This is a genomic window from Jejuibacter sp. L23, assembly GCF_050815825.1.
Lineage (GTDB): Bacteria > Pseudomonadota > Gammaproteobacteria > Enterobacterales > Enterobacteriaceae > Jejubacter > Jejubacter calystegiae.
Map to the genome: position 1 here is coordinate 3,795,350 of NZ_CP138199.1, position 23,154 is coordinate 3,818,503.

Sequence of the window (23,154 nt, forward strand, 5' to 3'; positions counted from 1 at the left end):
GCTCACAAAGCTCAGAAATTCTTTTGTTATTGCACGCTAACCCTGAGTGCCGCCGCCGTGGCAAAAGGACTCAGGGTGGCGCTCCCGGCCAGAAAGGCGCCTAAAATCGCCATATAGCCGTTTACCGGCAGATTCATCGCCGCCGCATCCAGCGCCGCCGTGGCAAAAATCAGTAGCGGAATGGTAAGTGGTAGCACCAGCAGACTCAACAGCACGCCGCCGCGCCGCAGCCCCACCGTTAGTCCAACGCCAATGGCGCCCAGAAAGCTCAGGGTCGGCGTGCCCAGCAGCAGCGTCAGGGCCATTATCTGCCAGCTGTGAAAATCCAGCCCCAGCAGCATCGCCACCAGCGGCGACAGTAACAGTAATGGCAGGCCGGTCACCACCCAGTGAGCACACACTTTGGCTAACACCACCGCCGGTAGCGGTAACGGCATCAGCATCAGTTGCTCCAGGCCGCCATCCAGCCAGTCGTCGCGAAACAGTCGCTCCATCGCCAGCAGCGAAGAGAGCAGCGCCGCCACCCAAATCACGCCAGGGGCGATACGCGCCAGCATCTGCGGCTCCGGCCCCAGTCCTAACGGAAACAGCGTTATCACGATCAGGAAAAACCACAGCGGATTAATAATCTCCGCCCCTTTGCGAAACGCCACCCGCAGCTCGCGCCGGAAGATCTGCCACATCATGCGCCTTCCTCCATCACACTGGGAGCAAGGGTAATACAGCGCAGCGGACAGGACATTGGCCGTAATGGCTGATGGGTGGTCAGCACCACCATTCCCCCGCGCGCGGCGTGAAATTCAAAACGCTGGGTCAGTTTTTCAACCCCGGAGACATCGAGCGCGGTAAAAGGCTCATCCAGAATCCACAGCGGCGCTGTGCTTAGCCACAGACGGGCCAATGCGACCCGCCGTTGCTGTCCGGCAGAAAGTTGGGCCGCAGGCACATCTTCATAGCCCACCAGCCCGACTGCCTCCAGCGCCTGCCAGCGTGCCTGCTGATCGGAGCCAGCGTGGAAAAAGCGCAGATTTTCATCCGCCGTCATCACGCTTTTCACCCCAGGCTGATGACCCAGCCACAGCAATTCTCGATGGTAGCCTTCGCGGTCGCGACGCAGCGGCGTATCGCGCCAGCATACCTGCCCCGCTTCCATAGAGGCCAGCCCGCACAGGATACGCAACAGCGAGGTTTTTCCGGCGCCGTTAGGACCGGCAACCTGCACCACATCGCCCGCTCCAACGCTAAACGACAGCGCCTGAAACAGCACTCGTTCATCACGAACGCAGGTCAGATTTTGCGCATCAAGCATCGGGGAGGAACTCCATCATCATTCAGGGCGCGGGAATCATACCATACACCGCTGGCCTGCTCTAAGCCCGGCCGGGCCTGATTGATACTCATAAAGGGGTAATGTTTTTAATCAGATCAAAAAGTGATCGGATAGTTTTGCCAGAGCGCGGCTACGCTTAATACCAGGATAACCAACGAAGGGAAAACCATCATGAACCCGTCTAATGACAACCAGCAGGTCGAAAGCGAAGAGAAGCAAAAAGGCGAACAGATTGAGCGCCGTGAACAGGCGCTGCCCTCACGCGCCATGGCCACCCATGAACAGATACGCCACGAGGGAGAAAAAGAGCTGGAGCGCGACGCCATGGCGCTGCTCTGGTCCGCCATCGCTGCCGGAATGTCGATGGGCGCGTCGCTAATGGCAAAAGGCATTTTCCACGTCCATCTGGAAGGGGTGCCCGGCGCCTTTATGATTGAGTGCCTTGGCTATACCTTCGGCTTTATTATCGTGATTATGGCGCGCCAGCAGTTGTTTACCGAAAACACGGTCACCGCCGTGCTGCCAGTGATGCATAAACCCGGCGCGGGTAATCTGCTGTTACTGTTGCGGCTGTGGGGCCTGGTGGTGCTGGGCAACCTGGCAGGCACCGCGCTGGCAGCGCTGGCCATTAACTTTATGCCGGTGTTCGACGAACCGACCCGCGCCGCCTTCAGCGAAATCGGCGCGGCGGTGATGCATAACAGCCCGGGGGAGATGTTCGCCAAAGCCATTGTTTCCGGCTGGCTGATTGGCACCATGGTGTGGATGCTGCCCGCCGCCGGTTCCGCCAGGATTTGGGTCATTATTCTGATGACCTGGCTTATTGCTTTAGGCGACACCACCCATATCGTGGTCGGCAGCGTCGAGATCTTCTTCCTGGTCTTTAACGGCGAAGCCAGCTGGAGCGAGTTCCTGTGGCCCTTTGCCCTGCCGACGCTGGCGGGCAATATTATCGGCGGCACCTTTATCTTCGCGCTGATTAGCCACGCCCAGATTCGCAACGATATGGCGAATCAGAAAAAATCCCGCAGCGCGCAGGTGGAATAGCGGCTGGCGATACTTTAAGCAGTCAGGCGACCGGTAGCTTAACCTGACGGCAAAAACAGGTATACTGGTCGCCGCCGTCCCCTTAGTTAAATGGATATAACGAGCCCCTCCTAAGGGCTAGTTGCAGGTTCGATTCCTGCAGGGGACGCCACATTCATCCGTATTTCCATTCCTGCCCCCCAAAAAAACAACATTTTTAATATCTCTCTATAATGTTTCATTACGGAAACTATCAGCCGCTAATTTGTTTTATCGGAAATAACCACTCACGAAATTAGATGCGCTAACACAATGATTAAGTAGTCTATTTTTTCGGCACCGCTATGATTGGCGCCTCTATATCCAGGAGCCGATATGAAGCGTTCAACTTTTGTCCCATTTTTATTCGCTGGCTGCGCGCTTTTATTAAGCGGCTGCGCCAGCAAACTTGCCTCACCGGAGCAGTATTCCGGTTTTATGAAAGATTACTCCGGACTTGAGGAGGCCGAGACCGCCTCCGGAAAACCGGTGATGCGTTGGATCGCCAAAGACTTTAACCCCGAAGACTATCACAGCGTGATTTATCAGCCGGTTGTCTATTATCCCGAGCCAAAACCCACCACCCAGATCGGTAAAGAGACGCTGGATAAGATCCTCTCTTATACCGATATCCAGATGAAGGATGCGGTGTCGAAACGCTATCCGCTGGTCGATAAACCGGGTAAAGGCACCCTGGTGTTCCGTAGCGCCATTACCGCCGTAGATACCTCAAACCAGGGACTGCAATTTTATGAGGTGCTGCCCATCACCCTGGCGCTGGCGGGAACCGAGTATGTCACCGGCTATCGAACCCAGGATACCCACCTCTACTTCGAAGGCGAACTTATCGATTCGCAAACCCATAAAGTGGTGGCGAAGTTTGTGCGTAAAGGCCAGGGTAAGCAAATTTCCAACGCCAGTAAGCTGCTGACACTGAACGATATGAAAGGCGTGGTAGATGACCTGGCGAAAGACACCCGCAATTTTAAGGTGGCGAAACGCGATGGTTCCGCCACGGTGACGGGAAGCTGAGCATTTATTTTCTTCCCGCGGTTCTCAATATGAGACACTCCAGGCTGTCTGGTAGCGCAGGATATCGGACTGCGCTGCATCCTGCTGATTATCAAAATACGAAAGCGTGATGACCTCCCCCCGGGTTATCCGTTTTGCTTAATGGTCCATCTTGTTCATTTCGCCGTTTTTTGATCCACGCTTAATCGTTCTTCCTCGCATTTTTGCCCCTGCCAGCCTCCCCCTGGCATCCATTCTGCTTACTAAATCGCCAGGCGTTGTATCCCATATCAAGGAGCAGAAATATGACTCAACAGAGCGTCGGCGACCTGCCGTTTCATACTGCAGAGCACGGTTTTTTCAGTAAGCAGCGCACCATCGCCCGACCGGGCTATAACCGCTGGCGGGTTCCGCCTGCGGCCCTTGCGCTGCACCTGTGTATCGGCATGGCCTACGGCTTTTCAGTGTACTGGTTGCCAATGTCACAGCTGATTGGCGGCAACGCGCCGCTGACCTGCCCGGCGGAGATGAGCGTCTGGCAGCAGCTCATCACCCGGGAATGCGACTGGAAAATATCGATGCTCGGCTGGACATACACCCTGTTCTTCGTCTTTCTGGGCGCCTCCGCCGCGCTTTGGGGCGACTGGCTGGAAAAGGTGGGACCACGGCGAGTGGGAATGGTAGCAACCCTGTGTTGGTGCGGCGGCCTGGCGCTGTCGTCGCTCGCGATTTACACCCACCAGCTATGGCTGCTGTGGCTTGGCGCCGGAGCCATTGGCGGTATCGGCCTGGGTCTGGGCTATATCTCGCCGGTCTCTACGCTGATGCGCTGGTTCCCGGATAAACGGGGCATGGCAGCCGGTATGGCGATTATGGGATTTGGCGGCGGCGCGCTGATCGGCGCGCCGCTGGCCGACTGGCTGATGACCGTTTTCGCCACCGATCAGGGGTATGGCGTCTGGCAGAGTCTGCTGGCGCTGGCCCTGCTCTACGCTATCTTTATGCTAACCGGCACCCTTAGCTATCGGGTACCGCCCGAAGGCTGGACTCCCGAAAGCTACCGGCCTTCAACTGGCCGCGGCATCAGTACCATTCAGGTACACGTCAATGTCGCCTGGCGCACCCCGCAGTTCTGGCTACTGTGGCTGGTGCTGTGGCTGAACGTCACCGCCGGTATCGGGTTACTGGGCATGGCTTCTCCTATGTTGCAGGAGATCTTCGCCGGGCGTTTGCTGGGACTGGATCTCAGCTGGCAGCAGCTTGATAAAGACCAACTGGCACGCATCGCCACTCTGGCGGCAGGCTTTACCGGCCTGCTTAGCCTGTTCAATATTATGGGGCGCTTCTTCTGGGCCTCGCTATCTGATCTGTGCGGCCGCAGAATCACCTTCTCCCTCTTCTTTCTGCTGGGCGCCAGCCTCTATAGTTCGCTACTGCTGATTAACAGCGCCGGTAACGTCACCCTGTACGCCATTGTGTTGTGCGTCATTATTTCGATGTACGGCGGCGGCTTTGCCACCATTCCCGCCTGGCTGGCCGACACCTTCGGTACCCGGATGGTGGGCGCTATCCACGGTCGCCTGCTGACGGCCTGGTCTGCGGCAGGAATTAGCGGCCCGGTGCTGGTTAACTACCTGCGCGACTGGCAGCTGAGCATCGGCGTGCCGCCGCGCCAGGTCTACGATATTACGCTTATCGTCTTATCGGGGCTGCTGATAGTCGGCCTGCTCTGCACGCTGCTGGTGCGACCAGTGGCGGACAAACACCGGATGCGCGAGGTGGTCACTACGTCGGAAAACTCGCTGTCACCTGCCATAAACTGGAAAGCGAACCCGGAATATCCTCAGCTCATCATCAGTTGGCTGATGGTGGGAATTCCGCTGCTGTGGGGTATTGGCATTACCCTGAGCCAGGCGACGGCCTTCTTCCGCTGAGGCGACAACCATGCCATGTCGACAACTCATCCCCTGGCTGACCATTACCCTGTTGCTGACACTGCCGACATTCTGGTACCTCTCCGGCTTCGAGGCCGGAGAGGAAGATATCTGGATAGCCGCTATGCTGTGCGTGCTTAACGGCGTCGGCGCGGCATTTATTGTACGCCGCTGGTGCCGTGGAAATTAACCACTGCGGCGCAGGTTGATATGCCGCCACGCCGTCCCACGGGTCAAACAGATACCAGACGGAAGTAGCCATGTACTGACCGGCTGTTATTAAAGAAAGTCTGAATACCAGAAGCCCCCCAGACATTTTTCTGATCCATCGATGCGATACGATTTTTCTTAATCAATGAAACATCATTTCATTGTTATCAGACAGTGTTAACAGCAGGGCCGCGCTTTTCGCCACCACGCTAAAGCAGCTGCCGCACCAAATGTTTATCAGGCTATGCAGCGAGGCTTGTCTCGATCCAGCTTTGCAGGTACATTAGCGCCGTCTGACCCGTCCGGGCCATGGTGCCAGAGGAGCGGAGCGCTAAATCGGCCCTCTTCCAGGTACTGTGTTTGAGCATTGAAATGTGAATTCAAGCGTGCAGGCGGAAACGCGGAGCAAAGTAACGTGAAATACTTTTTGATGGGCATCTCGGTGATTCTGCTGCTGTGGGCAGGCACCTTTTTCCTGATGCTTGATTAACCCCGCCGGGGAAGAAAAACAGGAGCCAATGGCTCCTGTTTGTGTTTCTGCCGCTGGGTTACAGCAGCCCGTCAGCCCGGAACATCGCTTTAATGCCGCGCACCGCCTGGCGAATGCGATCGCGGTTTTCAATCAGCGCAAAGCGCACGTGAGTATCGCCATATTCGCCGAAGCCGATACCCGGCGACACGCAAACTTTGGCGTCTTTCAGCAACTTACGAGCAAAATCCAGCGAGCCCAGCTCGGCGTAAGGTTCAGGGATCTTCGCCCAGACATACATCGACGCCTTCGGACATTCCACCATCCATCCCGCTTCATGCAGCCCTTTAACCAGTACGTCCCGGCGACGCTTGTACTGCTCCGCGATATCACGCACGCACTGCTGATCGCCTTCCAGTGCCGCAATGGCCGCCACCTGCAACGGCGTAAAGGTGCCGTAGTCGTGATAGCTCTTAATGCGCGCCAGCGCCGCCACCAGCTCCTGGTTGCCGACCATAAAGCCGATACGCCAGCCTGCCATATTGTAACTTTTGGAAAGCGTAAAGAATTCCACCGCCACATCGCGGGCGCCCGGCACCTGCATAATCGACGGCGCCTTCCAGCCGTCGTAAACGATGTCGGCATAGGCCAGATCGTGCACCACCAGCACATCGTAGCGCTTCGCCAGGGCGATAACCCGTTCGAAAAACTCCAGTTCGACGCACTGAGAAGTGGGGTTAGACGGAAAGCCCAGCACCATCATCTTCGGCTTGGGGTAGCTTTCCCGAATGGCGCGCTCCAGCTCGTTAAAGAAGTCCACCCCATCCACCAACGGCACCGAACGCACCTGGGCACCGGCGATCACCGCACCGTAGATATGGATCGGGTAGCTCGGGTTTGGCACCAGCACCGTATCGCCATGCTCCAGGGTCGCCAGCATCAGATGCGCCAGCCCCTCTTTAGAACCGATGGTGACGATGGCCTCGCTTTCAGGATCGATATCTACCTGATAGCGCTCCTGATACCAGCGCGAGATCGCACGCCGCAGTCGCGGGATACCGCGCGAGGTGGAGTAGCCGTGGGTATCCGGGCGCTGGGCCACGGTACAGAGCTTCTCAACGATATGCGGCGGCGTGGCGCCGTCCGGATTGCCCATACTGAAGTCGATAATATCTTCGCCGCGCCGTCGCGCAGCCATCTTCAGTTCAGCGGTAATATTAAACACATAGGGGGGAAGCCTGTCGATACGCCCGAAACGGCGTTTGGGACTGGAGTCAGTCATAGATTCCTCTTTATTCACGTCAGCGCCCGGACCGTCCGAGCGACGCGGCCACTGCATGGCCTTTATCCATCCTGCCATGAAAAATTTTATGCTGTCGAGAGGCAAATTAAAAAAGATCCACCGAAGGATAGAGGGAAACGGATTTATTATAAGATTATTATTCTGACATTAAGATCAAAACCAGGCAGTTAACTTACCGTATCTGATATAAGCAATATCTAAAGCCAGACGGCACTACAGGCAGAGTTTTTTCACCGTTATTGCGTTTTGCTATCCGGGGAGCGCGTCTGAATGGGGCTTCGGCTGGCGATCCCGCGCCAGATTTTTTATCCTATAACCCCTCCCCTTTTGTTACGAGCGCCTGGTGCACGATATTTTCAATATGCTGCTGGCGGTATTTGACCGCGCGGCCCTGATGTTGATTTGCCTGTTCTTCCTGATTCGCATCCGGCTGTTCCGCCAGTTGCTGCATAAGCGTGCCCATACGCCCAAAGAGTTGATGGCGGTGACGGTCTTGTTTTCGCTGTTCGCACTGTTCAGCACCTGGTCCGGCGTGCCGGTGGAAGGCTCGCTGGTTAACGTGCGCATTATCGCCGTGATGTCTGGCGGTATTCTGTTCGGCCCCTGGGTGGGGATCATCACCGGTTTTATCGCCGGGATTCACCGCTACCTGATCGATATTGACGGCATTACCTCTATTCCCTGCCTGATCACCAGTATCGTGGCGGGCTTTGTCGCTGGCTGGATCAGTCTGCGTATTCCCAAATCGCACCACTGGCGCGTCGGTATTCTTGGCGGCATGCTGTGCGAAACCCTGACCATGGTGCTGGTGGTACTGCTGGCTCCCGATATGGCGCTGGGGCTGGATATTGTGTCGAAGATCGGTATCCCCATGATTCTGGGCAGCGTCTGTATCGGCTTTATCGTACTGCTGGTACAGAGCGTGGAGGGGGAAAAAGAGGCCAGCGCGGCGCGCCAGGCCAAACTGGCGCTGGAGATTGCCAATAAAACGCTGCCGCTGTTTCGTAATATTAACGGCGACGCGCTGCATCAGATCTGCGATATCATCCGGCGCGATATCAATGCCGATGCAGTGGCGATCACCAATACCGCCGAAGTGCTGGCCTACACCGGAGTTGGCCACGACAACTATCGCGGCCATATGGATGAGATCAGCCCCACCACCCGCCAGGCTATCCGCTACGGGCGGATTATTATTCGCAATGATGATGAAGCCTGGCGCACTCCGGAGATCCACTCCATGCTGGTGATCCCACTGTGGGAAAAAGGGGTGGTGACCGGCACCCTGAAGATTTACTACTGCCACGCCCACCAGATCACTTCTTCGCTGCGCGAAATGGCGGTAGGACTGTCGCAGATTATCTCTACCCAGTTGGAAGTTTCCCGGGCCGAGCAGTTGCGCGAAATGGCTAACAAAGCAGAACTGCGAGCGCTACAGAGCAAGATTAACCCTCACTTCCTGTTTAATGCCCTGAATGCTATTTCATCGTCGATTCGGCTGAATCCCGATACCGCCCGCCAGCTGATTTTTAATCTGTCGCGCTATCTGCGTTACAACATTGAGCTGAATGACGACGAACCCATCGATATCAAGCGCGAGCTGTACCAGATCAAAGACTACATCGCCATTGAGCAGGCACGATTTGGCGATAAGCTGACGGTGATTTACGACATTGATGAAGAGGTGGAATGCCGGATCCCCAGCCTGCTGATTCAACCGCTGGTCGAAAACGCCATCGTGCACGGCATTCAGCCCTGTAAAGGTAAAGGCGTGGTCACCATCTGCATTAGCGAGTACGACAACCGGGTACGCATTGCCGTGCGGGATACCGGCCATGGCATTGACCCGGCGGTCATCGCCCGGGTGGAAAGCAACGAGATGCCGGGCAATAAGATTGGCCTGTTGAACGTACACCACCGGGTAAAGCTGCTTTACGGCGAGGGGCTGCATATTCACCGCCTGGAGCCCGGCACCGAAATCGCCTTCACCGTCCCGAGAGCCGGTGCGGCCCCGCAGGAGGATGAAGCATGAGAGTGATTATCGTTGAAGATGAAGTCCCGGCCCAGCAGGAGCTGAGCTGGTTAATCAAAGAACACAGCCAGATGGAGATCGTGGGCATCTTTGACGACGGGCTGGACGTGCTGAAATATCTGCAGCATCACGAAGTGGACGCCATCTTCCTGGACATTAACATTCCATCTCTCGACGGGGTACTGCTGGCGCAGAATATCAGCAAATTCGCCAAACGGCCCTTTGTCGTTTTTATTACCGCCTGGAAAGAGCATGCGGTAGAGGCATTCGAGCTGGAAGCGTTCGACTATATTCTCAAACCCTGGGAAGAGTCGCGCATTATCAGCATGCTGAACAAGCTGCACCACGCCTGGCAGCAGCAGAACCAGCCGCAGGGTGGCGCTGCGCGCGAAAACGCCACGATCAATCTGATCAAAGACGAACGGATTATCGTGACCGATATCAATGATATCTACTACGCCGAAGCCCACGAGAAGATGACTTTCGTCTATACCCGGCGTGAGACCTATATTATGCCGATCAACATCACGGAGTTTTGCAGCCGTCTGCCGGAAGGTCACTTCTTCCGCTGCCACCGCTCTTACTGCGTCAACCTCAGTAAGATCCGCGAGATCGAATCCTGGTTTAACAATACCTACATACTGCGGCTACGCGATCTGGATTTTCAGGTGCCGGTCAGCCGCAGCAGAGTAAAGGCCTTTCGCCAGCTGATGCGCCTGTAAGCCAGGCGCACGGCATTAAAGCACCTGCCCCAGAATCTGACGCAGATGGGCGCCGGAGCCCAGCAGGCCCGGCTGTTCGTGGGTGATCAGATAAACCGGAATATCTTCGACCCAGGACTTAAAGCGCCCTTTATCTTCGAAGCCGCCGCGAAATCCCGAGGCCTGGAAGAACGACAGAAACCGCGGCACGATCCCACCGGCGATATAGACCCCACCGAAGGTGCCCATGGTCAGCGCCAGATCGCCGCCGAAACGCCCCATCCCCACGCAGAACAGCGACAGCGCGCGACGACAGTCGGTGCAGCTATCGTCCAGTGCCCGTTTGGTCACATCTTTCGGTTGCAGGTTTTCCGGCTGCCGCCCGTCGGCCTTCACGATAGCGCGATAGAGATTCACCAGACCTGGGCCGGAAAGCACGCGCTCGGCTGAAACGTGTCCCATTTCGGCCCGCAGTTGTTCAAGGATAATATCCTCCTCTTCGCTGTTGGGGGAGAAATCCACATGCCCCCCTTCCCCGGGCAGGCTGACCCAGCGCTTATCCACATGCACCAGATGGGCCACTCCCAGCCCGGTACCGGCGCCGTATACCGCAATGGGCTTGCCTTCCACCGGCTTGCCGCCGCCAAACTGAATCAGGTGCTCTGAACTGAGCATCGGAATCGCCATCGAAACCGCGGTAAAGTCGTTGATGATTTCCAGGGTGCTGAAGCCCAGATTTTTGCGCATCTCCGCAATCGAAAAGGCCCAGGTGTGGTTAGTCATCGCCACCCAGTCATCATTGACCGGACAGGCGATGGCGATACAGCCTTTATCAATGCTGACATCGCTCTGTTCTTCCAGATAAACGCGCACCACGGCTTCCAGGCTGGGGTAATCCAGCCCGGAATACGTTTTAGCACGGGAAATTTCGCCATTATCCAGGCAACACAGCGCAAGGCGCGCGTTGGTGCCGCCGACGTCCCCCACCAGGGCAAAATTGGTCATTGGTCAGATGCTCCGCTTAAGTCTGAAAAGTCTGTCCATACTCTAGAATCAAGCCCGGACAACAACAACGACCATAGCACAGATGCCCCGTGAATATTGACCCCCGTCACAGAATAACCTTAAACGTTTCAGCTACGGTTATGACTCTTGGGCGTAACCCAGGGATTCGGTCACCCGACTGAGCAGCTCCGGCACATCCTGACGGGGCAGTACCGCCTCGATAAGCGACAGCCGCCGTGAAGAGGCCGCCTTGTTGAGCGCCCCTTCCAGCTGTACCCGTTCCGTCACCCGCCAGCTTTGCGCCGGGCAGTCCACGCACAGCGCCTGGGGAAGCCGGGTCCAGTCCCAGCGTGCGATATCGTTATAGCGCTGTTCGGCACCGTGGATCGCCCGCTCTATCGTATAACCGTCGTTATTCAGCACCAGGATAATCGGCCGCAGGCCATCGCGCAGCATGCTTCCTAACTCCTGGATAGTCAGTTGGGCCGCGCCATCGCCAACAATCAATAACACCCGGCGATCCGGACAGGCGGTCTGGGCGCCGAAGGCGGCAGGTAGCGTATAACCAATCGAGCCCCATAGCGGCTGAGCGATAAAGTTAACCTCCCCGGGCAGACGCAGCGCAGCGGCGCCGAAAGAGGCCGTGCCCTGGTCCGCCAGCACGATATCGCCCGGCTGAATAAAGGCCTGCAGGGTTTGCCACAAGGCATGCTGATCGAGCAGCCCTTCATGACAGGCCGGTAGCGGCGGTGGCGATGGCGCATCCAGTTCGCGCCCCCGCAGGTTCTGGCGGCATAGCTGCTGAATCACCTCCACCGACTGCGCCATGGGGATGCCGCTGAACCAGCGGTTTCCTACCCTGACGGCATCCGGCTGAATATCAATGGTGCGCGCCTCCTCCAGGTGATGAGTGAATCCTGTGGTGACGGTGTCGGTAAAACGTACGCCAATGCAGAGGGTCAGATCGGCGTTTTCAATGGCCTGGCGTACGCTTTGCGCGCTGCCGCCCCCACTCCAGGTACCGATAAATCCCGGCTGAGTCTCATCAAACAGTCCTTTGCCCATCAGTGTGGTGGCATGGGGCAGCGGCGCTTCGCTCATCCACTTGCGTAGCTCACCGTCCAGACCGTAGCGTTGCACCAGGAAATCCGCCAGCAGCGCCACGCGAGGGGCATTATCCAGTAACTGCTGAACACTCAGGCGTAGCGCTTCCAGCCGCTTCGGTGCGGCAAAATATGTTGGTATCTCCAGCGAGAACTCTGGCGGTGTGGCAGGCGCTTCAGCCACATCACAGGGCAGCAGCAGATAGACCGGGCGCCGCTCGCTCAGTGCCGCACAGATGACGCGGTCAATCTCAGAACAGGCGTTTTGCGGCGTCAGAATGCTCCAGGCCGCCGCCATTTCGGCGCCGATGCGCACGAAGTGATGGAAGTCGCCATCGCCCAGGGTGTGGTGTACCAGCGCGCCGCGCTGTTGGATCTCGCGCTTTGGAGCCCCAACGATGTGGACAACCGGCAGGTACTCCGCATAGCTGCCCGCCACCCCGTTCAGAGCGCTCAGTTCCCCCACCCCGAAGGTAGTAAGCAGCGCGCCCGCGCCGCGACAGCGGGCGTAACCGTCGGCGGCATAGGCGGCATTCAACTCGTTAGCGCAGCCGGTCCAGCGCACCGAATGGTGATCGATGACGTGATCGAGAAAAAAGAGGTTATAGTCTCCGGGGACGCCGAACAGATGTCCGATATCACATTCGGCAAGGCGATCCAGCAAATAATCGGCAACGCTGTAGTGGATTGGCATAATGGCTCCTTTCTCAGTCAGTATCTGTTCTGAGTATTAAGTAGCCGCCGCCTCTGTCCAGGCAAATACCATAATCCTATGATGGCAATTTAAATTTCCACACAACTATAAAGCCTATTCACTTGCCACAGGGCCAGTGTAACCGTATACACTACGGTCACTTTAATTAGTCAAACAGGACTCTGACCATGAACTATCAGGCCAGCCATACCCGTTACCAACAGATGGAATATCGCCGCTGTGGCCACAGCGGCCTTAAGTTGCCCGCGGTCTCTTTGGGGCTGTGGCACAACTTTGGTGATTCCACGCTAATCGACAACAGCCGCCAGTTACTGCGCCGCGCCTTCGATCTTGGCATTACCCATTTCGATCTGGCGAATAACTATGGACCGCCTCCTGGCTCGGCGGAGCGTAACTTCGGGCAATTGTTAAAGGCCGACTTTGCCCCGTGGCGCGACGAACTGATTATCTCATCCAAGGCAGGCTATACCATGTGGGAAGGCCCCTACGGCGACTGGGGTTCACGCAAGTATCTGGTGTCCAGCCTGAACCAGAGCCTGAAGCGTATGGGGCTGGAGTATGTGGATATTTTCTACCATCACCGGCCGGATCCGGAAACTCCGCTGGAAGAGACCATGGGAGCGCTCGACCATCTGGTGCGTCAGGGTAAGGCGCTCTACGTCGGCCTTTCTAACTATCCGCCGGAGCTGGCCCGCCAGGCATTCGCCATTCTGCGCGACCTGGGTACCCCCTGTCTGATCCACCAGCCAAAATATTCGATGTTTGAACGTGAACCGGAAAACGGGCTGCTGGATACGCTGAAGCAGAACGGCGTGGGCTGTATCGCTTTTTCACCGCTGGCAGGCGGACTGTTGACCGATCGCTATCTGGCCGGGATTCCGGAAGATTCACGCGCCGCTGGCGCCAGTAAGTTCCTGAATCCGGAGCAGATCACGCCCCAGACCCTGGAGCGCATCCGCCGCCTGAACGATGTGGCGCAGCGCCGTGGTCAGAAGCTGTCTCAGATGGCGCTGGCGTGGGTACTGCGCGATGAGCTGGTCACATCGGTACTGATTGGCGCCAGTAAGGTGGCTCAGATTGAGGATGCCGCGGGCATGCTGGCAATGCGTCAGTTCAGCAACGATGAACGCGCCGAAATCGAGGCCATCCTGAACGCGTAATATCAGACTTTTACAAAAAGTGCTCCGGCGCAGGATTTAAGAATAGCGGCGATGAAACACGTCGTTACCCTTCCTTAAAATTAGCACAACGGGTATGAAATAAACCCGGCTGATAATAAGGAGTTCGTATGAAATTGAAGTCATTATTTCTTGCCGCTGTGCTACTGGCCGCCACACCCTGGTTCGCCAACGCCGGAGAAATTTATCTACTGCCTGGGGTAAAACTGCAGATTGGCGATCGCGATCACCGCGGTCATCGCTGGGACGGGCACCACTGGCGCGATCGCAACAGCTGGAACCGGGACTGGCGCTGGCATGACGGCCGCTGGCACCATCGTAACGCCTGGCGCGGCCATAAGAAGTATCGCCATCATGACCGCCACCACTACCGCAAGCATCATCATGAGCGTCGTCATCACGATCGCCATGGGCATCACGGCCGCCATCATCACTAAAACCTCCCCTCCCGACCAGGAGGGGACGTTCAACGCGAATTCCCCGTTGCCATCCCTATCAGTAACCAGAGGTTGAGCGCCACCACCACGGCGACGATCAGCCAGCCGAGCAGCCTGATCAAGCGGCTGTTTACCAGATCGCCCATCAGCGATTTGTCGCTGGTGAAAACCAGCAGCGGAACCAGTGCCAGCGCGATACCGAAACTGAGCAGCACCTGGCTCATCACCAGAATGCGGGTGGCGTCCAGCCCCATCAGGATCACCACAAAGGAAGGCGCCATAGTGATCGCCCGGCGCAGCCACAGCGGAATATGGAAGCGCACAAATCCCTGCATCACCACCTGCCCCGCCAGAGTACCCACCACCGTGGATGACAGACCGGCAGCCACCAGGCTAAGACCAAATATAGTGGCGGCGGCGTGGCTGAGCAGCGGCTCCAGGGTCAGATAGGCTTCATCCAGATCCGCCACCCCGGTGTGGCCGCTAAAGTGGAAAGCCGCCGCCGCGGTCGCCATCATCGCCAGGTTAACAAATCCGGCAATGGTCATGGCGATAGCCACATCCCAGCGGGTGGCGCTGTAGCGCTGATGCCTGGTACCACCGTGCAGATTCTGAGTCAGCGAGGAGTGCAGATAGATAACGTGAGGCATAATGGTGGCGCCCAGCACCCCGGCCGCCAGGAAGACCGCCTCGCCGTTCGGCAGCCCGGGCACGATCATGCCCTTTGCCAGCGTTGGCAGGTCTGGCTGCGAGAAAATCAACTCAACGATATAGGCACCAGCCACAAACAACAGCAGCGCGCCTATCACTTTTTCCAGCGGCTTCTGGCCACGGCGTTGCAGCATCAGGATCAAAAAGGTGGCGATACCGGTCAGTATCGCACCCTGTAGCAGCGAAACGCCAAGCAGCAGCTTAAAGCCCACCGCGGCCCCAATGAATTCCGCCAGATCGGTAGCCATGGCGATAATTTCCGCCTGAACCCACCAGAACCAGACCAGCGGACGCGGGTAACGATCGCGTATATGTTCAGCCAGGTTTTTACCGGTAGCGATCCCCAGTTTCGCTGACAGGATCTGAATCAACATCGCCATCAGGTTGGCCCAGACCACCACCCACAGCAGCTGGTAGCCAAAACTGGCGCCAGCCTGAATATTGGTGGCGAAGTTACCGGGATCGATATAGCCAATGGCGGCAATAAACGCTGGCCCCATCAGCGCCAGTCTTAGCTTGCGTGCCGCACGCCCTGTATTAGCTTCAACGCGACTGTTTGTCATCACTGCCTCAAAAATATAGCCTTTGCTATGTTTTATGCTACCAAAATGCGAATGATTATCAAGTGCATTTATTGAGGGGGTTCCTGATAATTGTGATAGCTGAAAACAATGAAAGGCGGGGTTTGGACGACTACGCTGATAGTTAAATGTCATCGAACAGGAAATCAGCGACCTGACGATCATTCTAACAGAACAACATAACGTTTCACTGTTTTAATTAACATTACATAACAGGGGTTGACCCTCGATTGAGCTTTGTGGACGAATCAGGTCACCATAGTGTGACTTTTCTCTCGTTTTATTATCGTGTGTTTCATAGAATGTGCGCCGAAATTAAACCTTCCTCATAATTTGGAGCCAACATGTTCCGCGTTCTGCACTTTGTTCTGGCGATTGCCGTAGTTGCACTACTCGCTCTGCTGGTTAGCCACGATCGGAAAAAAATCCGCATTCGTTATGTCATCCAGCTGCTCGCCATTGAAGTTGTGCTGGCCTGGTTCTTCCTGCATTCGGAGGCCGGACTGGGATTTGTGAAGGGATTCTCAGAGATGTTCGAGAAGCTGCTGGGCTTCGCCAGTGAAGGCACCGATTTTGTCTTTGGCAAAATGAACGATGAAGGACTGGCCTTCTTCTTTCTGAAAGTATTATGCCCTATTGTCTTTATTTCCGCGCTGATCGGCATTCTGCAACATATCCGGGTACTGCCCGTCGTTATCCGATTTATTGGTACCCTGCTCTCGAAGGTGAACGGAATGGGTCGCCTGGAATCCTTCAATGCGGTCAGTTCACTGATTCTGGGGCAGTCGGAAAACTTTATCGCCTATAAGGACATTCTGGGCAAGATGTCGCGCAACCGCATGTACACCATGGCGGCCACGGCGATGTCCACCGTGTCTATGTCGATCGTCGGCGCCTATATGACCATGCTTGAACCGCAGTATGTGGTGGCGGCGCTGGTTCTGAATATGTTCAGCACCTTTATTGTCCTGTCGATTATTAACCCCTACCGTGTGGAAGGCAGCGACGAAAACCTGCAGATGACCAATCTGCACGCCGGACAGAGCTTCTTTGAAATGCTGGGCGAATATATTCTGGCGGGCTTTAAGGTGGCGATTATCGTCGCTGCTATGCTGATCGGTTTTATTGCTCTTATCGCCGCCCTGAACGCGCTGTTTGCCGCGGTGCTGGGTATCTCCTTCCAGGGGATTCTGGGCTACATCTTCTGGCCAGTGGCCTGGATTATGGGCGTTCCGGCCAGCGAAGCGCTACAGGCGGGTAGCATCATGGCCACCAAACTGGTTTCCAACGAGTTTGTCGCCATGATGGAGCTGCAAAAAGTGGCCGGTAGCCTGTCGCCACGCGCCGAAGGTATTCTTTCGGTATTCCTGGTTTCGTTCGCTAACTTTTCCTCTATCGGGATTATCGCTGGCGCCATTAAAGGGCTGAACGAAGAACAGGGTAATGTGGTTTCCCGCTTCGGTCTGAAACTGGTGTATGGCTCAACCCTGGTGAGCGTACTCTCTGCTTCCATTGCCGCGCTGGTGCTGTAAGGCTCAGACGGCTGGTAAAAAAACCTCCTGCGGGAGGTTTTTTTATGCCTCCAGCGGTTCCGGCTTACCTATCAGCCAGCCCTGTAGATAATCCACGCCCAGCGACAGCAGCAGATCGCGCTGTTGACTGTTTTCCACGAACTCTGCCACCACCGTCATCGATTTAGCCTGAGCCATTTCGCAAATGGAGCGGACAATCATCGAATCCAGCGGGCCGTTCAGGATATCGCGCACGAAACACCCATCGATCTTGATGATATCGGCATCCAGATCTTTAAGGCGCCCGTAGTTGGCGTAACCGGTGCCGAAGTCATCAATAGCGATTCGAAATCCCCGACTGCGCAGTAGCGCTATGTTCCTATGGCTGACGCCGTCATCAGAAAAGGCCTGCGCCTCTGTCACCTCGATAATTACGGCCTCCGGCATGACACCGTAATCCTCAAACAGCCTGATGATATCGCCAGCGATATCCTTCTGCATCAGAGTCAGCGGCATCAGGTTGACCGAGAAACGCGCTCCGGTCTGGGATGAGGGATGGCAACGCAGCCACTCCAGCAACTGAGCCAGAATCCGCATATCGAAACGGGCGCTAAGGTTAAATTCCGCCACCACGGGAATAAAACGGTCCGGCATAATCATCTGACCGCTATCGTCGAAAATCCGACACAGAATCTCGCGATAGCCCTTATCATTGCGATCCAGAATCGGCTGGGCATAGAGCCGGAGCCGCCCTTCGTCCAGTGTCCGGGTCACCTGGCGCAGCAGATAGACTCGCTCCGAACTCTGGTCCAGCAGCATCTCCTGATCGTTCTGATCCATCGCCTGAACCCGATTATCGGCGCAGGCCTGCTCCGCCAGCCAGCTAAGCTGCCCCAGCCGCTGCTGGAGATCATCCGGCTGGATATGGTTTACCACGCCCCAGGAAGCGCCATACTCAATATCGATCTCATGGCCGTTCCAGTGAATTTTATTGGTGCTCAGCAGATCAACCATATGGCTAAGCCGCGCCTGAATTTCCGGGCCACGCAGGAAAATCAGCAGCTCACAGCCTGGGATCTGAAAGACCCTCTCCCCTTCATGCAGCCAGGGTTGCAACGTTTGTGTGATATTACGTTTGCAGTAAATACGCATCACAATACCGTAGTGACGGCTCAAAAATTCCAGGTTAGACATCTGCAGGCAGCACAGCGCCCCCTGGGGATAATCCGCCAGATGACGCTCCAGCGCACGCAGGTTGGGGAGCAGCGTCAGGGGATCGGTCTCTGACTGCCGATAGTAGTTGCTCTGCATCCACTCGCTCTTGCGATAGATCGTAGTCATGTAGAACAGGCAGACCGTAAACGAAATAAATACCGACAGAATAAAAGCGAGCGATCCCCCGTTGGCCACGCCAGCGAGAAAATTGCTGTTAAAGGTCAGCAGCAGCCAGGCGGAAAAGGCCCATAGCAGGTGCATCAACCCCTGATTCACCAGACGAATTCCGACCGTAAAGAGAACGAACACCAGGGGAACCAGATAACCGGAGATCAGCACGGTCTCAGAGTACCAGCACAGCACGATAAGAAAGGTCGCCAGCAGAACAACCCAGCACAGCGACCAGCTGCGGCGCCCTTCTTCCAGCATAGGGCAAATGCTGGCACGCCAGAAAGCGCGGGCAAAGCGCGGATTCAGCAGCATACGCAGCGGATAATAGAACAGGCGTGGAAACAGAAGCGCTGCCGCAACCAGCCCCATAACATCAACAATGGAGAAAAATTTCGGTGTGTTATTGCCGAAGTAGTGGTTCAGTACCGGTGGAAAATCGAGCATTTTACCGGCCAGATACATACACAGCTTCACTGAACAGGGGGCAAAAAAGCCGAGCCAGAAAAGGCGAACACCCAGGCCGGTGAGCGGTACCGCAAAGCGCCAGGCCCGGCCGAGAATGATGCGCAGCGCCGTGCAGGCCACTAATACTGGTAGCGTCACGCAGCCGATAAACACCAACAACTGCACCGTGCTTAAATGAAACTTCACAGGGAAAAACAGCAGTAGCGCAATAAACAGCGACGGCACCGCCGCACGCCCAAACAGATAGAGCATGGCAATAATCGCGCTCAGGGGCATCCAGACCAGGAAGATATCATTACCTTCGATGATGGCCCTGGGAGAAACCGCCCGCGACAGCGGTAGAAGAATCAAGAAAAGCACCAGTGAAATCGCGAATTTCCTTATCGCTGGCGTGAAATATCCATTCATTTGGCCTAATCGCTCTTGTGATCGGTAGCCGGGCTGGCTGCTTCAGAATAATAGGTTTGTTCGCATATCCAGGCAAGAAAAGCAGGGCATTCAGCCCTTTTTTACCCTGCCAGACAGTGACTCCAGAATACTGGCAGAAGCCAATACATCTTTACCAAATAGTGAGAGGCGACAAGGGAAAAAAGCAGCAAATAAGAGCAGTCAGGCCGGAATTTACGGTGACCCTGCCTGGATACTCAGGCGGCCAATTTCAGGCATAAGAAATAATAAGAAAAGCTCATCACCAAAATAAGTACAGCCGCGCACGGAGGGATAATTATTGCGCAAGATCTGTTCAGGTCTTTCTTAATCAGGCATAAAAAAACCCCTGCTGTAACAGCAGGGGTTCAGTATCTGGTGGAGCTAAGCGGGATCGAACCGCTGACCTCCTGCATGCCATGCAGGCGCTCTCCCAGCTGAGCTATAGCCCCGAGTCGCATCGTTTAACATCCGAACCTTGTGGGATAAGGTTTGGTGGAGCTAAGCGGGATCGAACCGCTGACCTCCTGCATGCCATGCAGGCGCTCTCCCAGCTGAGCTATAGCCCCTTCGTAAACGACTTGTCGTCTCGACGGGCGGCATAATATGAATTCCCTTTCCCGGTGTCAACGCTATTTTCACTCTCCCCGATCAACCGTTGAAAAAGGCAGCAAATCCTTCGTGGCAGTTCGCATTTTGACCAAATGTTAGTTAATCCCGTCACGGATTCACGTAATATGATGGCGTAAACTAATCCATTAAAAACAAACCAGGATGGTAGCACTATGTTCAGGGAGAGAATGACGCCAGACGAACTGGCGGCGCTGACTGGCTATAGCCGTCAGACAATCAATAAATGGGTACGCAGAGAGCGCTGGATAACCTCCCCACGCCCCGGTATTCAGGGGGGCAAGGCCCGGCTGATCCACGTTGATGAGCGGGTGCGCGAATTTATTCTCAGTACCCAACGTAGCGCCGCCGATAGCAACGCTGTCTACCAGGCAGGGGAAACCTCACTGGAAAATCTGCTGCTTAATGCCGTCAGAGAGATGAACGCGGTAGAGCAGAAGCAGCTCACCTCATTATTACTACGTGAAGGTATCGGCGGCATGTTAACCCGACTTAGCATCCGCCAGGATGAATACGGATGATCGCCTTTAAAAACAAAATGACGCCAAAAGAGCTGGCGCGATTGACAGGCTATACCCCGCAGGCCATTAACCGCTGGACCCGCAGGTTCGGCTGGCAGACAACACCGCTGCACGGTGTAAAAGGCGGTCGTGCCCATGTGGTTCACGTTAATGCCGATGTGCGAAGCTTTCTGATGAATACGCCGCTGATGCGCCAGCGCACCCAGAAAAACGCTGCCGAACCCGCCGTGCCATACGCTGGCGGCCAAAATACGCTTGAAGTGTTATGGGTGGAAGCCCTGCGTCAGCTAACGGACGAAGAGCGGCAGAAGCTAACCGCACTGCTGCACCGGGAAGGCATTTCCGGTATTTTCCGGCGCCTGTCGGGGAAGGAATAATCGCCCCTTCCTCAAGGAAAGAGCGACTTAGCACTATTACGCCTGCTCGCGCGCCTGGATAAATTCCAGCGCCTTATTGATGCGCTCCAGGCTGCGGGATTGACCGATGGCGTTAACAGTCACATCCAGCGCCGGTGACTGACCACCGCCGGTAACCGCCACACGCAACGGCATCCCGACTTTACCCATACCGACTTCCAGCTCATCGGCTGTAGCCTGGATGGCTTCGTGAATATTGTGCGCATTCCACTCAGTAATAGCCTGCAGCTTGTCGCGTACCACTTCCAGCGGCTGACGAGCGACCGGGCGCAGATGCTTCTTCGCCGCATCGGCGTCGAACTCCGCAAAATCCTCATAGAAGTAACGGCAGCTGGCCGCCATCTCTTTCAGGGTCTTGCAGCGCTCACCCAGCAGCGTTACCAGCTCGGACAACTGAGGACCGTTATGGGTATCAATCTGCTCCTGCTCGATATGCCACTGCAGGTGCGTCGCCACATAATTCGGATCCATATGGTTGATATAATGATGGTTCAGCCACAGCAGCTTATCGGTATTGAAAGCGCTGGCAGATTTGCTGACTGCTTCCAGGGTGAACATCTGCTTCATCTCTTCGATAGAGAAGACCTCCTGGTCGCCATGGGACCAGCCCAGACGCACCAGATAGTTGAGCAGTGCTTCCGGCAGGTAGCCATCGTCGCGGTACTGCATCACGCTTACCGCGCCGTGACGCTTGGAAAGCTTCTTGCCATCGTCGCCCAGGATCATCGAAACGTGGGCGTATTCCGGCACCGGCGCATTCAGCGCCTTCAGAATGTTGATCTGACGCGGCGTGTTGTTGATATGGTCTTCACCACGTACCACGTGGGTGATCTCCATATCCCAGTCATCCACCACCACGCAGAAGTTATAGGTCGGAGAGCCGTCGGTACGGCGGATGATCAGATCGTCCAGCTCCTGGTTACTGAATTCGATAGGGCCACGGATCAGATCGTTAAACACCACGGATCCTTCCTGCGGGTTAGCGAAACGCACCACGCAGGGCTCACTGGCGTCGTGATGGCTGTGATCGTGGCGACAGCGCCCGTCATAGCGCGGCTTTTCGCCTTTTGCCATCTGATCTTCGCGCAGTGTTTCCAGCCGCTCCTTCGAGCAGTAGCATTTATAGGCCGTTCCCGCCGCCAGCATCTCGTCGATGGCTGCGTTGTAGCGGTCGAAGCGTTTAGTCTGGAAATAAGGACCTTCATCCCAGTCCAGCCCCAGCCAGTTCATACCATCCATAATGGCGTCAATAGCCTGCTGGGTTGAACGCTCCAGGTCAGTATCTTCAATACGCAGCACAAACTCGCCGTCGTGATTACGGGCAAACAGCCATGAATAGAGTGCGGTACGAGCGCCACCGACGTGCAGATAGCCAGTCGGACTGGGCGCGAAGCGGGTTTTGATTTTCATTAAGCGGCCTTAATTACGTATAAAAGTGCCGGAAGTCGGCAAGCCAGGGAAAATAAAGTGGGCAACATTCTACCACCGTGAGGCGATTCCTCAATGTCGGTGCGGGCAGGCACCGGTTGGATAGCCAAAAATTGTCGTAAAATCCATCCGCGATGGGGGATCCAACAGCGCTTTGTTTAATTTTACGACGAATAAACAAAAACTTTGGAAAAGGCGTTGACTCATTTTCCGCTATCCCTATAATGCGACTCCACACAGCGGGGGTGATTAGCTCAGCTGGGAGAGCACCTCCCTTACAAGGAGGGGGTCGGCGGTTCGAACCCGTCATCACCCACCACTATTTATAGTGTATCCCGCCGTGTAGAAGAGCAGTTTGAAGAGTCCGGGTGATTAGCTCAGCCGGGAGAGCACCTCCCTTACAAGGAGGGGGTCGGCGGTTCGATCCCGTCATCACCCACCAAACTCTTCAGCGGCAGCTTTTCTTGCCGGTTGATAAAACTGGTGTTATACAGAAGTACCGAAGTGGGTGATTAGCTCAGCTGGGAGAGCACCTCCCTTACAAGGAGGGGGTCGGCGGTTCGAACCCGTCATCACCCACCACTTC

At 55.9% G+C, this 23,154-nt stretch carries 20 protein-coding genes and 6 tRNA genes; 16 read left to right on the top strand and 10 right to left on the bottom strand.

Translation table 11 applies throughout. The features are described 5' to 3' along the window. Positions 1-26: 26 nt before the first annotated feature. Positions 27-686 carry a heme exporter protein CcmB gene (gene ccmB, locus SCU88_RS18100; protein WP_175341916.1) on the bottom strand — a complete coding sequence of 220 codons (660 nt, stop codon included), beginning with the start codon at positions 684-686 and terminating at the stop codon, positions 27-29. After that, positions 683-1,309, bottom strand: a complete 627-nt coding sequence (ccmA, locus tag SCU88_RS18105; protein WP_175341917.1) for a cytochrome c biogenesis heme-transporting ATPase CcmA — start codon at positions 1,307-1,309, stop codon at positions 683-685. The genes ccmB and ccmA overlap by 4 nt, the downstream gene beginning before the upstream one ends. A 192-nt stretch (positions 1,310-1,501) precedes the next feature. On the opposite strand from ccmA, the gene SCU88_RS18110 reads away from it, so the two are divergent. The 6 genes from SCU88_RS18110 to ypdK all read left to right on the top strand — a co-directional run bounded on the left by SCU88_RS18110 (position 1,502) and on the right by ypdK (position 6,040). Next, positions 1,502-2,377, top strand: a complete 876-nt coding sequence (locus SCU88_RS18110) for a formate/nitrite transporter family protein (protein ID WP_175341918.1) — start codon at positions 1,502-1,504, stop codon at positions 2,375-2,377. 76 nt (positions 2,378-2,453) lie between these two features. Further along, positions 2,454-2,528 (top strand) — tRNA-Arg (locus SCU88_RS18115). A 203-nt stretch (positions 2,529-2,731) separates the two neighbouring features. Then, positions 2,732-3,427, top strand: a complete 696-nt coding sequence (locus tag SCU88_RS18120; RefSeq protein ID WP_175341919.1) for a DUF3313 family protein — start codon at positions 2,732-2,734, stop codon at positions 3,425-3,427. A 284-nt stretch (positions 3,428-3,711) separates the two neighbouring features. Next, a complete protein-coding gene (locus SCU88_RS18125; protein ID WP_175341920.1) occupies positions 3,712-5,340 on the top strand; it encodes an MFS transporter in 1,629 nt (542 codons plus the stop codon). A 10-nt stretch (positions 5,341-5,350) separates the two neighbouring features. Beyond that, entirely contained in the window at positions 5,351-5,530 is a 180-nt protein-coding gene (locus SCU88_RS18130; protein WP_138098751.1) for a hypothetical protein, read from the top strand. Between the two features lie 450 nt (positions 5,531-5,980). Then, entirely contained in the window at positions 5,981-6,040 is a 60-nt protein-coding gene (gene ypdK, locus SCU88_RS18135) for a membrane protein YpdK (RefSeq protein ID WP_421805496.1), read from the top strand. A gap of 58 nt (positions 6,041-6,098) precedes the next feature. Here ypdK and alaC read toward each other — a convergent pair whose 3' ends face one another. Beyond that, the gene (gene alaC, locus SCU88_RS18140; protein WP_138098753.1) at positions 6,099-7,301 is read right to left on the bottom strand and encodes an alanine transaminase; all 1,203 of its coding nucleotides are present in this window, start codon (positions 7,299-7,301) and stop codon (positions 6,099-6,101) included. 364 nt (positions 7,302-7,665) lie between these two features. On the opposite strand from alaC, the gene SCU88_RS18145 reads away from it, so the two are divergent. Together SCU88_RS18145 and SCU88_RS18150 are read left to right on the top strand one after the other, a co-directional pair. Continuing rightward, positions 7,666-9,354 carry a LytS/YhcK type 5TM receptor domain-containing protein gene (locus SCU88_RS18145; protein WP_175341921.1) on the top strand — a complete coding sequence of 563 codons (1,689 nt, stop codon included), beginning with the start codon at positions 7,666-7,668 and terminating at the stop codon, positions 9,352-9,354. Then, positions 9,351-10,076: a LytR/AlgR family response regulator transcription factor gene (locus SCU88_RS18150; RefSeq protein WP_138098757.1), complete on the top strand. Its 726-nt coding sequence runs from the start codon at positions 9,351-9,353 to the stop codon at positions 10,074-10,076. Before SCU88_RS18145 ends, SCU88_RS18150 begins: the two co-directional genes overlap by 4 nt. A 15-nt stretch (positions 10,077-10,091) precedes the next feature. Here the strand turns inward: SCU88_RS18150 and glk are convergent, their stop codons facing one another. Then, positions 10,092-11,060: a glucokinase gene (gene glk, locus SCU88_RS18155; RefSeq protein WP_138098759.1), complete on the bottom strand. Its 969-nt coding sequence runs from the start codon at positions 11,058-11,060 to the stop codon at positions 10,092-10,094. Between the two features lie 138 nt (positions 11,061-11,198). Next, a complete protein-coding gene (locus SCU88_RS18160) occupies positions 11,199-12,857 on the bottom strand; it encodes a thiamine pyrophosphate-binding protein (protein WP_175341922.1) in 1,659 nt (552 codons plus the stop codon). Between the two features lie 188 nt (positions 12,858-13,045). On the opposite strand from SCU88_RS18160, the gene mgrA reads away from it, so the two are divergent. Continuing rightward, on the top strand, positions 13,046-14,038 hold the full coding sequence (gene mgrA / locus SCU88_RS18165) for an L-glyceraldehyde 3-phosphate reductase (protein WP_138098761.1): 993 nt from the start codon (positions 13,046-13,048) through the stop codon (positions 14,036-14,038). A gap of 128 nt (positions 14,039-14,166) precedes the next feature. Further along, positions 14,167-14,493, top strand: a complete 327-nt coding sequence (locus tag SCU88_RS18170; RefSeq protein ID WP_138098763.1) for a DUF2502 domain-containing protein — start codon at positions 14,167-14,169, stop codon at positions 14,491-14,493. A gap of 29 nt (positions 14,494-14,522) precedes the next feature. On the opposite strand, the gene SCU88_RS18175 is transcribed toward SCU88_RS18170, so the two are convergent. Further along, positions 14,523-15,767, bottom strand: coding sequence for an Nramp family divalent metal transporter (locus SCU88_RS18175; protein ID WP_175341923.1), 1,245 nt, complete (start codon positions 15,765-15,767; stop codon positions 14,523-14,525). Positions 15,768-16,129: 362 nt separating this feature from the next. Between SCU88_RS18175 and SCU88_RS18180 the strand changes: the two genes are divergently transcribed. Beyond that, positions 16,130-17,317 carry a NupC/NupG family nucleoside CNT transporter gene (locus tag SCU88_RS18180; RefSeq protein WP_175341924.1) on the top strand — a complete coding sequence of 396 codons (1,188 nt, stop codon included), beginning with the start codon at positions 16,130-16,132 and terminating at the stop codon, positions 17,315-17,317. Positions 17,318-17,359: 42 nt separating this feature from the next. Here the strand turns inward: SCU88_RS18180 and SCU88_RS18185 are convergent, their stop codons facing one another. The 3 genes from SCU88_RS18185 to SCU88_RS18195 form a co-directional block, all read right to left on the bottom strand. Further along, on the bottom strand, positions 17,360-19,507 hold the full coding sequence (locus SCU88_RS18185; protein ID WP_431810176.1) for an EAL domain-containing protein: 2,148 nt from the start codon (positions 19,505-19,507) through the stop codon (positions 17,360-17,362). Between the two features lie 442 nt (positions 19,508-19,949). Continuing rightward, a tRNA-Ala gene (locus tag SCU88_RS18190) sits at positions 19,950-20,025 on the bottom strand. Positions 20,026-20,066: 41 nt separating this feature from the next. Then, positions 20,067-20,142, bottom strand: a tRNA-Ala gene (locus tag SCU88_RS18195). A 216-nt stretch (positions 20,143-20,358) separates the two neighbouring features. Here SCU88_RS18195 and SCU88_RS18200 point away from each other — a divergent pair. Beyond that, entirely contained in the window at positions 20,359-20,724 is a 366-nt protein-coding gene (locus tag SCU88_RS18200) for a YfeC-like transcriptional regulator (protein ID WP_138098771.1), read from the top strand. Next, positions 20,721-21,101, top strand: a complete 381-nt coding sequence (locus SCU88_RS18205; RefSeq protein ID WP_175341926.1) for a YfeC-like transcriptional regulator — start codon at positions 20,721-20,723, stop codon at positions 21,099-21,101. Before SCU88_RS18200 ends, SCU88_RS18205 begins: the two co-directional genes overlap by 4 nt. 36 nt (positions 21,102-21,137) lie before the next feature. Here the strand turns inward: SCU88_RS18205 and gltX are convergent, their stop codons facing one another. Continuing rightward, a complete protein-coding gene (gltX, locus tag SCU88_RS18210) occupies positions 21,138-22,550 on the bottom strand; it encodes a glutamate--tRNA ligase (protein ID WP_175341927.1) in 1,413 nt (470 codons plus the stop codon). A 261-nt stretch (positions 22,551-22,811) separates the two neighbouring features. Between gltX and SCU88_RS18215 the strand changes: the two genes are divergently transcribed. The 3 genes from SCU88_RS18215 to SCU88_RS18225 all read left to right on the top strand — a co-directional run bounded on the left by SCU88_RS18215 (position 22,812) and on the right by SCU88_RS18225 (position 23,150). Beyond that, a tRNA-Val gene (locus tag SCU88_RS18215) sits at positions 22,812-22,887 on the top strand. A 47-nt stretch (positions 22,888-22,934) separates the two neighbouring features. Then, positions 22,935-23,010 (top strand) — tRNA-Val (locus tag SCU88_RS18220). A 64-nt stretch (positions 23,011-23,074) separates the two neighbouring features. Beyond that, a tRNA-Val gene (locus tag SCU88_RS18225) sits at positions 23,075-23,150 on the top strand. Positions 23,151-23,154 lie beyond the last annotated feature (4 nt).